The sequence below is a fragment of the Sediminicoccus sp. KRV36 genome (assembly GCF_023243115.1).
Classification (GTDB): Bacteria; Pseudomonadota; Alphaproteobacteria; order Acetobacterales; family Acetobacteraceae; genus Roseococcus.
Window position 1 is genome coordinate 2,139,636 of sequence record NZ_CP085081.1, and the last position, 12,924, is coordinate 2,152,559.

Below are 12,924 nucleotides of genomic sequence, written 5' to 3' on the forward strand. Positions count from 1 at the left end.
GTCAGGCCTTGCTGACGGGGCAGGTGCGGATGCCGAGCAGTGTGTAGGCGGGGCAGAAGCGGAATGCCGCGGTGCCGAGCATCGCCACCCCCCAGCCGACCAACGCGAAGCGCCAGGCGCCGAGCGGAGCGAACATCGCTGGCAGCAGCAAGGGCGCGCCGACCAGCACGGCACCGAGAACGAAGCGGGCGACGCGATCAAGTGAACCGACATTGGCCATGGTGTGATGCCCCAGCGTGTTGATGCTGGACTCATATCTGCGCAGATGCTTAAGTGTCAACATGAATATAGATATCAGTGATGACGCTTTATCCATCCTTGAAGCCAAGGCCGAGGAAGCTTCCCGCTTGCTCGCAGCGCTGGCAAACGCCAAGCGGCTGATGGCGCTTTGCCATCTGGTCCAGGGCGAGAAATCCGTCGGTGACTTGGCCGAACTGGTCGGCCTGGCGCCGGCCGCACTGTCCCAGCACCTGGCCCGGATGCGTGACCTGCGCCTGGTCGAGACACGGCGCGATGGGCAGACGATCTACTACCGCGTGGCCAGCGCCGAGGTGGCTGCGATCTTGGAGACGCTCTACCGTCTCTATTGCGCGCCAACCGGCAGCAACGCGGAAGCGGCCTGATCCCGGCCATCCAGCCGGTCCAGCAACGCGCTCTTGTTCAACGCGATGTCGGCGATGGTCATGTCGTCCAGAACCGAGAGAAACGCTCGCATTGCGCGGTGTAGCCCGCGCGAAAGGTGGCATACGCCAAGCAGCGGGCAGGTGTTGGTCTCGGCGTTGAAACACTCCACCAGTTCGAGCGGCGCCTCGGTCCAGCGGATGATTTCGCCGACCGTGATCTGCTCCGCTGGCCGGGCCAGGCGCATGCCGCCGCGCCGCCCGCGGATGGTCTCGATATAGCCGCGCCGGGCGAGTTCGCCGGCAACCTTCACGAGATGCGCCTTGGAGATGCGATGCGCCCGGGCGACGTCATCCACCGTGACGATCTCGGGCGCGCGGAGCGCGACCAGCTGCAGGGTCCGGAGCGTGAAGTTGGAATACTGGGTGAGGCGCAAGGTCAATCCTTCGTCACGAGAAAACCTCTAAACAGCATATTGCTTTTCTGAGGAACGGACAATATCCTGCATCACCGATGACAGTTTAAGCGGGGTTTGCCATGGAGTCCTTCGACGCACTGACGCTGGCGCGCATCCAGTTCGCCTTCACCGTCAGTGCCCACATCATCTTCCCCGCCTTCTCCATCGGGCTCGCCAGCTTCCTGGCCGTGTTGAACGGACTGTATCTGACCACCGGCCGCAGCGTGTTCCTCGACCTGTTCAACTACTGGAAGAAGATCTTCGCTGTTGCCTTCGGCATGGGCGTCGTCTCCGGCATCGTCATGAGCTACCAGTTCGGCACCAACTGGAGCGTCTTCTCCGACAAGGTCGGCCCCGTCATCGGCCCGCTGATGGGCTATGAGGTGCTCTCGGCCTTCTTCCTCGAAGCGGGCTTCCTGGGCGTTATGCTGTTCGGGCGCGAGCGCGTCGGGCCGAAGCTGCATTTCCTGGCGACGCTGATGGTCGCTCTCGGCACCTTCATGTCGGCCTTCTGGATCCTGGCGGTGAACAGCTGGATGCAGACGCCGGCCGGCTACGCGATGAACGATGTCGGCCAATTCATCGTCACCGACTGGTGGGCGGTGATCTTCAACCCCTCGCTGCCCTATCGCCTGGTGCACATGGTGTTGGCCGCCTACCTCACCACCGCCTTCGTGGTGGGCGCGGTGGGCGCGCTGCATCTGCTGCGCAATCGCGCGCAGCCGGCGGCGCGGGTGATGTTCTCCATGGCGATGTGGATGGCGGCCATCGTGGCGCCGATGCAGATCGTGGCGGGTGACTTCCACGGGCTGAACACGCTGGAGCATCAGCCGGCCAAGGTTGCGGCGATGGAGGGGGCCTTCGAGACCCATGCCGGCGCGCCGCTGGTGCTGTTCGGTATCCCCAACGCCGCCGAGGGACGCATCGACTATCGCGTTGCCATCCCCAACCTCGGCTCCCTGATCCTCACGCACAACTGGGATGGTACGCTGCGCGGCCTCAACGAATGGCCGGCAGACCAGCGCCCGCCTGTGGGCATCGTGTTCTGGAGCTTCCGCGCGATGGTTGCCATCGGCTTCGCCATGCTCGGCATCGGCGTCTGGAGCCTGTGGATGCGCTATCGCCGCAAGCTCTATGATGCGCCCTGGCTCTACCGCGCGGCCATCCTGATGGGCCCCTCCGGATTCGCCGCGGTGCTGGCGGGCTGGATGGTCACCGAAGTCGGGCGCCAGCCCTATACGGTCTATGGGCTGCTCACCACGGCGGACAGCGCCTCGCCGATCGCGGCGGCGGCTGTCGGCTCCTCGCTGATTGCCTTCGTCATCGTCTATTTCGCGCTGTTCGGCTCGGGCACCTTCTACATTCTGCGGCTGATGAACCAGCCGGCGCATGGCCACGAAGGCGGCCTGGCGCCAGAGCAGCCGATCCGTGCCGGCGGCATCATGCCGGGCCCCGTGATGGCGGCACGCGACGCGTTGCCGACCGCCGAGCAGGGAGCCTGACCATGACCCTCGACCTTCCTCTGATCTGGGCCGGGCTGATCGCCTTCGCGGTGCTGGCCTATGTCGTGCTTGACGGCTTCGATCTCGGCGTCGGTATCCTGTTCCCGTTGATCCGCGGTGAGGCGCATCGCGACGAGGCGATGAACTCCGTGGCACCCGTCTGGGACGGCAACGAGACCTGGCTGGTGCTGGGCGGCGGCGGGTTGCTGGCGGTGTTTCCGCTGGCCTACGCCATCATCATGTCGGCGCTCTATGTGCCGATCATCGTCATGCTGCTGGCGCTGGTGTTCCGCGGCGTCGCCTTCGAATTCCGTTGGAAGACCAAGCGCGGCAAGTTTCTGTGGGACTGGGCCTTCGCCGGCGGCTCCACCCTCGCGGCCTTCGCCCAGGGGCTGGCGCTCGGCGCGCTGGTGCAGGGCATCCCGGTCGCCAACCGGGCCTATGCCGGCGGGCATTGGGATTGGCTGACGCCCTTCAGCATCCTCACCGGCGTGGCGTTGGTGATCGGCTATGGGCTGCTCGGCGCCACCTGGCTGATCCTCAAGACCGAGGGCCATGTGCAGCGCCGCGCCTATGACATCGCCTTCTGGGTGGCGCCGGCGACGCTGCTGCTGATCGGCGTGGTGAGCCTGTGGACGCCCTTCCTCAACGGCCCCTATGCCCAGCGCTGGTTCGGCTGGCCGCAGATCCTGCTCGTGGTGCCGGTGCCTCTGGCGGTGCTCGGTACGGGATATCTCCTGCTGCGTGGCCTGACCGAGCGGCGCGAGCTCGCGCCTTTCCTGGCTGCCCTGGGCCTCTTCGTGCTGTGCTTCATCGGCCTCGGCATCAGTTTCTTCCCCTACCTGGTGCCGCATGCCGTGACGATCTGGGAAGCGGCCGCGCCGGACAACAGCCTGTCCTTCCTGTTGATCGGCGGCGTGGTGCTGATCCCGATCATCCTCGCCTACACCGCTTACGCCTATTGGGTGTTTCGCGGGAAGGTGAATGCCGTGGGGGGCTACCACTGATGGACGCTTCCCACCCGCAACCATCCCGCTCGCTGGGCGTTCGACTCGCGTGGTTCGCCGCCCTTTGGGCGGGAAGCGTGCTCGGCCTCGGCGTCATCGGCTTCGCCATCAAGCTCGCGCTGCGATGAATACGTCGCGCAACGCCTTCCTGCACCCGCAAAGGACCGCCTCCATGACACGCACAACGCTTCGCAACGCCGGCCTGGCCCTGCTCGCCACCACGGCAATCGCCGCCACACCCGTCGCCGCCCAGGAGCCGCAACGCGTTCTCGCCCTCGTCACAAGCACCGAGCCCCAGGTCCAGGGCATGGCCTTCGTGCTGCTCAACGCCATGCGCGCGCAGGGCGCCACCGTTGAGGTGATGCTCTGCGGCCCTGCCGCCGACCTGACGCGGCGTGAGCCGCCCGGCCCGGCCGCCACGCCGTTACGCCCGATGAATGCGACGCCGGCACAGATGCTCGCCGGCATGGTCCGTGCCGGTGTGCGCACCGAGGTCTGCGCGCTGTATCTGCCCAATGCCGGCGTCGGGCCCGAGGCGTTGATCGAGGGCGTACGCCCCGCGCAGCCGCCCGAGATGGCGCGCCGCCTGATCGATCGGGCCACCACCGTGCTGCCGTTCTGAGCGGGGGTAGACCGATGATCGATCGTCGCTTGCTTCTCCTGGCCGCCGGCTGGGTCGCCCTCCCGGCACCGGCGCGCGCCCAGGCGCCAACCCCGGTCCGTGCCTTCGGCCCCGGTGGGCCGGCCCCCGCCATGCGCGCGGTCGCCGAAGCCTTTCGGGCCGCGCATGGCATCCCGGTCGAGATCGTCGCCGGCCCGACGCCGGGCTGGGCCGGGCGCGTCCCGGCCGAGGCCGACATGGTCTTCTCCGGCGCCGAATACATGATGGATGACTTCATGGCGCAGTTCCGCGAGGTGCTCGACCCCACGACCCGCACCACGCTGTTCCTGCGCCCTTCGGCGCTGCTCGTGCGCCGCGGCAATCCGCGCCGCATCACCGGGCTGCGCGACCTGCTGGCCCGGCCGCCGGTCGAGGCCCGAATCCTGGCCACTGGCGGCGCCGGCCAGGTCGCGCTCTGGGAGGATGTGGCGGGCCGCACCGGCGACATCGCCATGCTGCGTGCCATGCGTGAACGCATCGTGCTGGTGGCGCCGAACACCGGCGCGGCGCAGCAGGAATGGCGCGGCAAGCCTGACGCCTATGATGTCTGGCTGGTGTGGAATCACTGGCAGATCGCCGCCCCCGAGCACGCCGACCTGGTGGAGATCGAGGAGCCGTTCCGTATCTGGCGTTCGAGCGGCACCGTGCTGACCAAGACCGGCGCGGCGCGCGAGGAGGTGCGGCGCTTCGCGGCGTTCCTGGCGGGCCCCGAGGGCGTGCGGATCTTCGCCCGCTTCGGCTGGAGCGGATAACGCGTCTGAACTGACAAGAAGCCCGAGGGAGGCCAAAGGGAGAGGTTTGTGATGCGTATGCCAAGTTCGAACATGATCATCGCCGGCCTTGTCGTTGTGGGCGTCGTCGCGCTCTTCGCCAAGCGACCGCCACACACCCCAACCAGTCTGCCTCCGCCGCAGGCCGAAGGTTACAGGCAAGCGATTGCGCCGCCACGTCCCGCGAGCGTCGCGAGCCCAGCGCCCGCGCCGACCGCTACAGCCGCGGCCTGGGACATCCCCGACCCCGATGCGCTGCCCGACGATGCCTATGGCCGCACCGTGCGCCATGGGCGGGACCTGATCGCCCGCACCTCATCGCTGATCGGCCCCGATGCGCCCGACCCTGCGATGCGCCATGCCGGCAACGGGCTCGACTGCCAGTCCTGCCACATCCAAGCCGGCACGCAGCAATTCGGCATTCCGCTGGCCGGCGTGTGGGGCGTGTTTCCGCAGTACATCGGCCGCGAGAATGAAGTGCGCACGCTGGAGGAACGCGTGAACGGCTGCATGGAGCGCAGCATGAACGGCCGCGCGCTCGCCGTGGACGGGCCGGAGATGAAGGCCATCATGACCTACATCCGACACATCAGCGCGCCCGAGCGCGTGGGGCAGTCGCTGGTCGGTCGCGGCACGCCGCCCCTGCCGCTGCCCGACCGCGCCGCCGATCCGGTGCGCGGCCAGGTCGTCTATGCCGAGACCTGCGCTGCCTGCCATGGCGCGGACGGCCTGGGCCAAAGGCTGGAAGCGGCAGAGGCCGCCGAGACGGGCCGGCGCTATCGCTTCCCGCCGCTCTGGGGACCAGACAGCTACAATGACGGCGCCGGGATGGCGCGCATCATCACCGCCGCGCGCTTCGTGCACGGCAACATGCCGCTCGGCACGACCTTCGAAGCGCCGGCCATTCCGCCCGCCGATGCCTTCGACGTGATGGCTTTCGTCAACACGCAGCCACGCCCGCGTCGGGCAGGTCTTGAGGCCGACTATCCCGATCGTTCGGCCAAGCCGGTCGATGCGGCCTACCCGCCCTTCGTCGGCCCCTTCCCGGCGGAGCAGCACCGCTTCGGCCCCTGGCAGCCGATCCAGGACTGGCTGCGCGCCAACCCCGCCGCGGCGCGCGCGTTGCCGTGACGGAGGGCATGGAGATGACCGAATCAACCCAGATCCTCTGTCCGCGATGCGACGCGATCAACCGCGTGCCCACGACGCGCCTCGCCGACGGGCCACGCTGCGGCAGCTGCAAGTCGCCCTTGTTCACTGGCATGCCTTTGGCGCTGTCCGAGGAACGCTTTCGGCGCCATCTGCGCCTCAGCGGATTGCCGCTGCTGGTGGATTTCTGGGCCTCCTGGTGCGGCCCCTGCCGCTCCACACCTGAAGCCCGTCATCATTTTCGCGCTTGGCGTTGGCTGCCGGGCAACTGAAGCCCTATCGGTCGACTGGTCTGCGGTAGATCTCGAAGAGCGCCGGGCGGTCCTCCAAATCACGAAGAGGTCCAACGGGGCCGTGGCCCAATATGTCGAACTGCCGCCTGTCGTGGTCCAAGCGCTCAGCTCGCTGCCGCATCGCGAGGGCGCAGTGTTCCGTACGCGGCTGCCCGGGGTGAAGACCAACGGCGAGCCGATTCCGCTTGGGGAGCGCTTCCGTGATGTGGAGTCCGGCGGCGGGCAATTCAAATCCGGCTGGGCGGGCGCGTGCGCCAGGGCAGGGCTTCCAGGGAAGTGGACGGTCTACCCATCGGGCGGGCGCCGATACGTGCCGGAGGTCACCCCTCATGACACTCGCCACATATGGGCGTCCTGGCACTATGAGGTGCATCGCGATTTGCTCAGGCTTCGAGATGAGGGCGGCTGGGGAACAGCGCGAATGGTGGAGTGATATGATCACCGGAGGCCCGGCCTGCGGGCGGAAGCCATTCGCGCGTGGTGGAACGGGGAAGTGGACCTCGGATTGGCCTGTGCAAAATCCGTGCAGTCCGAATAGCGCCAGCTTGTCCCGAGTGCCCGAAAGGCCCGTGACCGCTTGAAACCAATTGGGGAAGTTGGAGCGGGCGAAGGGATTCGAACCCTCGACCCCGACCTTGGCAAGGTCGTGCTCTACCCCTGAGCTACGCCCGCCCGCTCCGTGGGAGAGCATGTGCCATGCGTCGCGAGGCTTGGCAACCCGCCTATGTCATGCGTCTGCCGCATGGGACATCAGCGCGGATTCATCCCATTCCAGCCCAAGCCCCGGCCGGTCCGGCACTTGCGCCATGCCGCCTTCCACGCGCAGCGGCACGCGCAGCAAGGCACCAGCGATATCGAGATGCTCCAGGTAATGGCGCAGCGGCGAAACACTCAGCAGATGCGCGCTGGCCTCGATGAAAATATGGGATGACAGCGGCACGCGATGCGCCGCGGCCAGCGCCATGCCGCGCAGGAAGCCGGTCACGCCGCCCATCTTCATCACGTCGGGCATGCACAGATCCGTGGCGCGGGCAGCAAGGCTGCGTGCCATGCCCGCCACGCCCCACCAATTCTCGCCGCCCTGCACGGGCATCTCCAGCTGGTCCGAAAGCCAGGCGAGGCCGGCATCATCCGTCACATGCAGCGGCTCCTCCAGCCAGCGCACACCCTCGGCCTGGAGTGCCAGGCCGCGGCGCAGCGCCTCCGGCCGGTCGAGTCCCTGGTTGTAATCCACCAGGATCTCGACCGAATCGCCGATGGCAGCGCGCAACGCCCGCACCGTCTCCAGATCATCCGCCAAGGTGGGGGCGCCCAGCTTGCACTTCACGGCGCGGAAGCCGTGCCGCGCGACGGCCCGCCCGGCCTCCTCGGCCAGCATGGCGGGCCCCCAGCCGCGCAGGCTGCCATAGGCGGGAATCGGGGAGAGATCGCCCCCCAGCAGCCGCGCCAGAGGCAGCCCGGCGCCCTTCGCCAGCGCATCCCACAACGCCATGTCGAGCACCGAGATCGCCATCATCACCAGGCCCTCGGCGCCCAGCAGGCGCTGGCCATTCTGCAACTCGTCCCAGAGCTTTTGCGGCGCCACCTCCCGCCCAATGAGCCCAGCGCCGATGTTACGCGTCAGGGCCGCCAGCGGGCCCAGCGCCGCCGGCGAATACGCAAAGGCATAGGCGGTGCCGCAGGGTCCCTGCTCGGTCTGGACCTCGCCAATCACGAGCGGCGCGCGATGGATCACATTCAGGCTGTTGCGCAGCGGCGGGTCCATCGGCGCGTCCACCGCGCGAATCCTGATGCTGCGAATGGTGAGCGCGGTCATGGCGTGTCTCCGTCGAGCCGGGCGAAGGTCAGTTCGTGCTTGTTATGGGCCGAGTGAAACAGCCTCGCACCCGGAATGGCGGCGAATTGCGCGGCGGCCGCATGATCGGTCTCGCCCTGGAATTTCACCGAGCAGACCATGTTCCGCGCAAAGCCCTGCCAGCGCGACACCAGGGCGAGAAGCCGCGCCGGATAGCAGATCACATCGCTGAACAGCCAATCCACCGGCTCGGGCGGCAGGGCGAAGGCGCTGTCCTGCCGCCAGGTGACCCCCGGCATGGCCATGACGCGATCCTCCAGCGGTGCCTTGTCCACGGCGATCACCGTCGTGCCCAGCTGCGCCAGCGCCCAGCTCCAGCCCCCTGGCGAGGCGCCGAGGTCGAGGCAGGTCTCGCCCGGCCCCGGATGCCGGCCGAGCCGCGTGAGCCCTTCCCAGAGCTTCAGATAGGCGCGCGATGGCGGCCCCTCGCGATCCTCGATGAAGCGCGGCGCACCCCCCGGAAAGGGCGAGGATTTGGTGGGCGAGGCGAGGATCAGCTCCTGCGTCAGCAGCGTCCAGCCGCCCAGATGCCCGGTGGGTGCCGGTTCGGGGAAAACCAGCGGGCGCGCCTTCACCGGCGGCAGTCGCTCCTCGATCAGCGCGGCGCGGCGGTGATGCTGCGCCGGCACAAGGGACCAGTTGCGCTGGATGGCGCGCAGCCCATCGGCCGCGAGCTTGACCGAAGGTGCGGGGATTTCGCGCGGTTCATCCCAGATATCCAGCGCCCAGGCCGCCGGCGCCGGCGGATCGGGCGAGAGGGCCAGCCGCCCATGCCAGGCCGAGACGCGGCGGCCGGAGAGCTCCAGCTCTTCCGCCAGCGGCCGCTCCAGCCCCTCATCAGCGAGATAGGCGGCGCGGATCATCGGCGCCACGCGAGCACGGCCAGCAGCAGCCAGCCGGCCATCATGGTCATGCCGCCGATCGGCGCTACCGGGCCGAGCGAGACGCCCAGGAAGGCGCGCACCAGCACCGCCCCGCTGAACAGGCCTAGCCCCCCCAACAAAAGCCCCGCCACCCAGGCGCCGCGTTGCCACAGCGCCAGGCCGATCAAGGCCGGCGCGTGCCAGCCCAGCAGCATGGCGACATTCTGCACCATGGCCCGCGAATCGAGGGCGACATGGGCGGCGATGGCGGCGAGGCCCACGGCCAGGAAGCCGCAAAGCCCCGCCGCGCTGAACCAGAAACGTTGCATGGCGCGAGGCTAGGCCGGCTTGGGCTTGGGCGCGAGCGTCCCCCTACCTGGGCGGCGCGACCGAGGCGCCCTGGATGCCGTGCCGCGCCAAGGCAGCGGCCACGAAGCCCGAGGCCTTCATCTCCTCGACGAAGCCGGCCAGGTAGGCCAAGGCCGCCGGGTCACGGCCGGCCGCCAGGCCCATCGCCTGATGGATCACCATGAAGCGGCCGGGCAGCAGGCGCAGGCCGGGTTGCCGCGCCTGGTCGGCCTCCAGTTGCTGCCGCACGCCTGCCGCCACATCGAGGCCCTCGCGCAGAAACGTCTCCACCACGGCCGGCGAGGTCGGCGCGCGGATCAGCGTCGCGTGGCGGATCTCGCGGGTCAGGAACAGGTCATAGGCGCTGTTCAGCCCCACCACGATGCGCGTGCCGGGGCGGTCCACTTCCTCCAGCCGGGTGAGGGGGGATGCGTCGCGGACCAGATAGGCGCCCTCGATCTCGATATAGGGCGCCGTGAAATCAATGCCCTGGCTGCGCGCGGGGTCCACCGCGAAAAAGCCGATATCGGCGCGGCCGGAGCGGATGGTCTCCACCGCGCGTCCGGCGGCGGGCACCGTCACCAGCTCCACTTCCAGGCCCAGCCGGCGCGCCAGAGCCTCGGCCAGGTCCACCGAGACGCCATGCGGCGGCCCCGACTCGCTGGCGCGGCCCGCCAGGATCGGGTTGCCCAGGTTGATCACGGCGCGGAGCTTTCCCTCGGGCGCGAAAGCGCGCGCGAGCGAGGTTTGCGCCAAAGCTGGCGTGGTGCCGAGTGCCAGCAGCGCGGCGCGGCGGGGGATTTTCATGGCTCAGCTCTCCTGTGCGCGGGCGGGCAGCGCGCCGGCCGTCACCGCGGCCAAGAGCAGCCCCGAGACCCACCAGTATTGCCACGCGCCATAGCTCAGCATGGCGATGACGAGCCCCGCTGCGAAGGCCCCGCATGCGGCCGGACTGCGGCAGGCCCGTGCCACCATCGCCAGGAGAAGCGCCATCAGCGCGGCGCCGATCAGCCCAAGCTCCAGCCAGACCTGCAGGGCGAGGTTGTGCGGATGCAGGGGCAGCAGCTGCGCCTGGGCGAACCACTGCGCCGCGGCGGGTGAGGTCAGGCCGAAGGCGTCGCGCATCGCGGCGTCCGGCCGGCCGGTGCCCCCGGGGATGGCGCGGCTGCTATCCATGCCCCAACCCAGGACCGGCCGCTCGGCAATGCGCTCGGCCGCGAAATCCCAGATCAGCAGGCGATGCGCGGCGGAATTGGGCAGGGCGCTCGCATCGCGCGGAAGCGTCGCACCGAGCATCCAGGGCAGGCCCAGGATCAGCACCGCCGCCACCCCCGCCAGCGCCATCCGTGTGGCGCGCGGCGCCAGCCCGGCCGCCAGGCCCACTGCGAGCCCCACCAGCACCGCCAGCTTGGCGCTCTCGCCCGGCAACAGCAGTGCTACGACCGCGCCGGAGAGGCCTAGTGCCACCCGTACCCCGCGCGGCAACGTGGGGGCGAAGACCGCGAGCGGCAGCAGCAGCGCGATCACCGAAGCCGCATTCTTCAGCCCAAAGGCCAGCGTCACCGGCGCCTCGTTCAGCCGGCGCACGAAGGCGCGCAGCGCATGGCCCGAAAGATCGTCAAACAGCGCGGCGGCAATGCCCAGCCCCAGGCCAAGGGCGGCCGCGCGCGGGATCAGCGGCGTGGCCGGCGCGCCGCGCAGCGCATCGGCGGCGAGCACGGCGAGCGCCAGGGTGAGGCCCAGGCGTAGCACGGAATCCAGGGCGCGGCCCAGTTCGGGTGCCCAAAGCCCAGAGATCGTGGCCCAGCCCAGCAGCGCCAGCGCCGGCCAGACCAGCCGGGGCGGCGGCCCGGGGCGCCAACCGGCGCGCAGCCCGGCCAGGATCACGCCGGCAAAGGCCAGCAGCGTGATCGGGGCCAGGGTGCGGTTTTGCAGCACAACCACAAAGGGAGCGGCCGCCAGCGCCACCGCCAGCGGCCAGAGGCGCGTGCTCACACCGCGGCGAGGCTCTCGCGGCGGATCTGCACCGTCAGGTCATCCAGCGCGCGGCCGAAGCGGTCCAGCATGTCATTCACCTCCTCCACCGTGATGATGAGCGGGGGCGAGAAGGCGATGCCATCGCCGGGCAGGGCGCGCATGATGAGCCCATGCCCCTCGGCGATCTTCACCAGGCGCGGGGCGATCTTCACGGCGGGGTCGAAATTCGCGCGGGTTTCCTTGTTGGAGACGAACTCCACGGCGCCGATCAGGCCGACGCCGCGAATCTCGCCCACCAGCGGATGATCCGCGAAACGGCTGCGCAGGCCATCCTGGAGGCTCGGCGCCACGCGCCGGACATGGCCGACCAGGTCCATCTCGTCATAGATCTTCAGTGTCTCGACCGCGACGGCGGCCGGCACCGGGTGCCCCGAATAGGTATAGCCATGGCCGAAGGTGCCAAGCCCGGCCGAGCCATCGGCCAGGCCCTGGAAGACGCGGTCATTCACCAGCACGGCCGAGATCGGCAGGAAGCTGCTGCTCAGCGCCTTGGCGCAGGTCAGGATGTCGGGCTGGATGTTGAAGGTCTGGCAGCCCCAGTAGCTGCCGGTGCGCCCGAAGCCGCAGATCACCTCATCCGCCACGAAGAGCACGTCATGCCGGCGCAGCACCGCCTGGATTTTTTCGAAGTAGCCAGCGGGGGGCACAATGACGCCGCCCGCACCCATGATCGGCTCGGCGAAGAAGGCGGCGACCGTCTCCGGCCCTTCCCGGACGATCATCTCCTCCAGCTCATTGGCGAGGCGGGTGGTGAAGGCGTCCTCGCTCTCGCCGGGCAGGGCGCAATGGTAATAATGCGGCGTGCCGGCATGCAGGATGCCCGCGATCGGCAGATCGAACAGCTTGTGATTATAGGGCAGCCCGGTCAGCGAGGCGGAGGCGACGGTGACGCCGTGATAGCCCTTGATGCGGGCGATGATCTTCTTCTTCTCAGGCCGCCCGATGGCGTTGTTGAAGTACCAGATCATCTTGACCGCGGTGTCATTCGCCTCGGAGCCCGAGTTGCAGAAGAACACCTTGCTCATCGGCACCGGTGCGCGCTCGATCAGCATTTCAGCGAGGTCAATCGCCGGCTCATGGCTACGGCCGGTGAAGGAATGGTAGAAGGGCAGTTGCCGCATCTGCTTCAGCGCCGCCTGCACCAGCCGCTCATTGTCGAAGCCGAGCGAGGCGCACCAGAGGCCGGCCACCGTCTCGATATAGCCGTTGCCCTGCTCGTCGAAGACGCGGACACCCTCGCCCCGGGTGATGACCAGCGGCCCGTTCTTCTGATGCGCGCGGGCATCCGTGTAGGGGTGCATGAGGTTCGCGATATCGCGGGCGGCATTGGAATTGCGCGGCGGGGTCATCAGGGCATCCTT

16 protein-coding genes and 1 tRNA gene are annotated in these 12,924 nt (G+C 68.7%); 8 read left to right on the forward strand and 9 right to left on the reverse strand.

The genetic code is table 11. The annotated features are described in order from the left end of the window. Position 1: 1 nt before the first annotated feature. On the reverse strand, positions 2–283 hold the full coding sequence (locus LHU95_RS09775; RefSeq protein ID WP_248711174.1) for a DUF2892 domain-containing protein: 282 nt from the start codon (positions 281–283) through the stop codon (positions 2–4). Between LHU95_RS09775 and LHU95_RS09780 the strand changes: the two genes are divergently transcribed. Then, positions 282–623 (forward strand): metalloregulator ArsR/SmtB family transcription factor, encoded by a 342-nt coding sequence (locus LHU95_RS09780; RefSeq protein ID WP_248711175.1) that lies wholly within the window; start codon positions 282–284, stop codon positions 621–623. The two genes, LHU95_RS09775 and LHU95_RS09780, sit on opposite strands and share 2 nt — an antisense overlap. Here LHU95_RS09780 and LHU95_RS09785 read toward each other — a convergent pair. After that, positions 584–1,057, reverse strand: coding sequence for an Rrf2 family transcriptional regulator (locus LHU95_RS09785; RefSeq protein ID WP_248711176.1), 474 nt, complete (start codon positions 1,055–1,057; stop codon positions 584–586). The genes LHU95_RS09780 and LHU95_RS09785 overlap by 40 nt on opposite strands. Positions 1,058–1,158: 101 nt before the next feature. On the opposite strand from LHU95_RS09785, the gene LHU95_RS09790 reads away from it, so the two are divergent. From LHU95_RS09790 to LHU95_RS09820, 7 genes are read left to right on the forward strand one after another with little or no spacing between them, the layout of a single operon-like run. After that, positions 1,159–2,580, forward strand: coding sequence for a cytochrome ubiquinol oxidase subunit I (locus LHU95_RS09790; RefSeq protein ID WP_248711177.1), 1,422 nt, complete (start codon positions 1,159–1,161; stop codon positions 2,578–2,580). Positions 2,581–2,582: 2 nt separating this feature from the next. Beyond that, complete coding sequence (gene cydB, locus LHU95_RS09795; RefSeq protein WP_248711178.1) at positions 2,583–3,587, forward strand: cytochrome d ubiquinol oxidase subunit II; 1,005 nt, start codon at positions 2,583–2,585, stop codon at positions 3,585–3,587. Beyond that, positions 3,587–3,715 carry a DUF2474 domain-containing protein gene (locus tag LHU95_RS09800; RefSeq protein WP_248711179.1) on the forward strand — a complete coding sequence of 43 codons (129 nt, stop codon included), beginning with the start codon at positions 3,587–3,589 and terminating at the stop codon, positions 3,713–3,715. Before cydB ends, LHU95_RS09800 begins: the two co-directional genes overlap by 1 nt. Positions 3,716–3,759: 44 nt before the next feature. Further along, positions 3,760–4,209 (forward strand): DsrE family protein, encoded by a 450-nt coding sequence (locus LHU95_RS09805; protein WP_248711180.1) that lies wholly within the window; start codon positions 3,760–3,762, stop codon positions 4,207–4,209. 14 nt (positions 4,210–4,223) lie between these two features. Continuing rightward, complete coding sequence (locus LHU95_RS09810) at positions 4,224–5,000, forward strand: substrate-binding domain-containing protein (protein ID WP_248711181.1); 777 nt, start codon at positions 4,224–4,226, stop codon at positions 4,998–5,000. A gap of 51 nt (positions 5,001–5,051) precedes the next feature. Next, positions 5,052–6,149, forward strand: coding sequence for a c-type cytochrome (locus LHU95_RS09815; RefSeq protein WP_248711182.1), 1,098 nt, complete (start codon positions 5,052–5,054; stop codon positions 6,147–6,149). Between the two features lie 8 nt (positions 6,150–6,157). After that, positions 6,158–6,439: a thioredoxin domain-containing protein gene (locus LHU95_RS09820; protein ID WP_248711183.1), complete on the forward strand. Its 282-nt coding sequence runs from the start codon at positions 6,158–6,160 to the stop codon at positions 6,437–6,439. Between the two features lie 618 nt (positions 6,440–7,057). On the opposite strand, the gene LHU95_RS09825 is transcribed toward LHU95_RS09820, so the two are convergent. The 7 genes from LHU95_RS09825 to LHU95_RS09855 all read right to left on the reverse strand — a co-directional run bounded on the left by LHU95_RS09825 (position 7,058) and on the right by LHU95_RS09855 (position 12,912). Next, a tRNA-Gly gene (locus tag LHU95_RS09825) sits at positions 7,058–7,132 on the reverse strand. Between the two features lie 55 nt (positions 7,133–7,187). Then, positions 7,188–8,276, reverse strand: a complete 1,089-nt coding sequence (locus LHU95_RS09830) for an enolase C-terminal domain-like protein (protein WP_248711184.1) — start codon at positions 8,274–8,276, stop codon at positions 7,188–7,190. After that, positions 8,273–9,178 (reverse strand): SAM-dependent methyltransferase, encoded by a 906-nt coding sequence (locus LHU95_RS09835; protein ID WP_248711533.1) that lies wholly within the window; start codon positions 9,176–9,178, stop codon positions 8,273–8,275. Before LHU95_RS09835 ends, LHU95_RS09830 begins: the two co-directional genes overlap by 4 nt. Beyond that, the gene (locus LHU95_RS09840; protein ID WP_248711185.1) at positions 9,175–9,507 is read right to left on the reverse strand and encodes a DUF423 domain-containing protein; all 333 of its coding nucleotides are present in this window, start codon (positions 9,505–9,507) and stop codon (positions 9,175–9,177) included. The genes LHU95_RS09835 and LHU95_RS09840 overlap by 4 nt, the downstream gene beginning before the upstream one ends. Before the next feature lie 43 nt (positions 9,508–9,550). After that, positions 9,551–10,333 (reverse strand): ABC transporter substrate-binding protein, encoded by a 783-nt coding sequence (locus LHU95_RS09845; protein WP_248711186.1) that lies wholly within the window; start codon positions 10,331–10,333, stop codon positions 9,551–9,553. Between the two features lie 3 nt (positions 10,334–10,336). Next, positions 10,337–11,521 carry an O-antigen ligase family protein gene (locus LHU95_RS09850; RefSeq protein ID WP_248711187.1) on the reverse strand — a complete coding sequence of 395 codons (1,185 nt, stop codon included), beginning with the start codon at positions 11,519–11,521 and terminating at the stop codon, positions 10,337–10,339. Further along, positions 11,518–12,912 carry an aspartate aminotransferase family protein gene (locus LHU95_RS09855; protein ID WP_248711188.1) on the reverse strand — a complete coding sequence of 465 codons (1,395 nt, stop codon included), beginning with the start codon at positions 12,910–12,912 and terminating at the stop codon, positions 11,518–11,520. Before LHU95_RS09855 ends, LHU95_RS09850 begins: the two co-directional genes overlap by 4 nt. Positions 12,913–12,924: the final 12 nt, after the last annotated feature.

Excerpts from the sequence above, each read along its gene's own strand:
- LHU95_RS09810 (WP_248711181.1), top strand. The coding sequence starts at position 4,224 with ATGATCGATCGTCGCTTGCTTCTCCTGGCCGCCGGCTGGGTCGCCCTC.
- LHU95_RS09845 (WP_248711186.1), bottom strand. The coding sequence starts at position 10,333 with ATGAAAATCCCCCGCCGCGCCGCGCTGCTGGCACTCGGCACCACGCCA.
- LHU95_RS09790 (WP_248711177.1), top strand. The coding sequence starts at position 1,159 with ATGGAGTCCTTCGACGCACTGACGCTGGCGCGCATCCAGTTCGCCTTC.
- LHU95_RS09775 (WP_248711174.1), bottom strand. The coding sequence starts at position 283 with ATGTTGACACTTAAGCATCTGCGCAGATATGAGTCCAGCATCAACACG.
- LHU95_RS09835 (WP_248711533.1), bottom strand. The coding sequence starts at position 9,178 with ATGATCCGCGCCGCCTATCTCGCTGATGAGGGGCTGGAGCGGCCGCTG.
- LHU95_RS09815 (WP_248711182.1), top strand. The coding sequence starts at position 5,052 with ATGCGTATGCCAAGTTCGAACATGATCATCGCCGGCCTTGTCGTTGTG.
- LHU95_RS09855 (WP_248711188.1), bottom strand. The coding sequence starts at position 12,912 with ATGACCCCGCCGCGCAATTCCAATGCCGCCCGCGATATCGCGAACCTC.
- LHU95_RS09830 (WP_248711184.1), bottom strand. The coding sequence starts at position 8,276 with ATGACCGCGCTCACCATTCGCAGCATCAGGATTCGCGCGGTGGACGCG.
- LHU95_RS09800 (WP_248711179.1), top strand. The coding sequence starts at position 3,587 with ATGGACGCTTCCCACCCGCAACCATCCCGCTCGCTGGGCGTTCGACTC.
- LHU95_RS09840 (WP_248711185.1), bottom strand. The coding sequence starts at position 9,507 with ATGCAACGTTTCTGGTTCAGCGCGGCGGGGCTTTGCGGCTTCCTGGCC.
- LHU95_RS09780 (WP_248711175.1), top strand. The coding sequence starts at position 282 with ATGAATATAGATATCAGTGATGACGCTTTATCCATCCTTGAAGCCAAG.
- LHU95_RS09805 (WP_248711180.1), top strand. The coding sequence starts at position 3,760 with ATGACACGCACAACGCTTCGCAACGCCGGCCTGGCCCTGCTCGCCACC.
- LHU95_RS09820 (WP_248711183.1), top strand. The coding sequence starts at position 6,158 with ATGGAGATGACCGAATCAACCCAGATCCTCTGTCCGCGATGCGACGCG.
- cydB (WP_248711178.1), top strand. The coding sequence starts at position 2,583 with ATGACCCTCGACCTTCCTCTGATCTGGGCCGGGCTGATCGCCTTCGCG.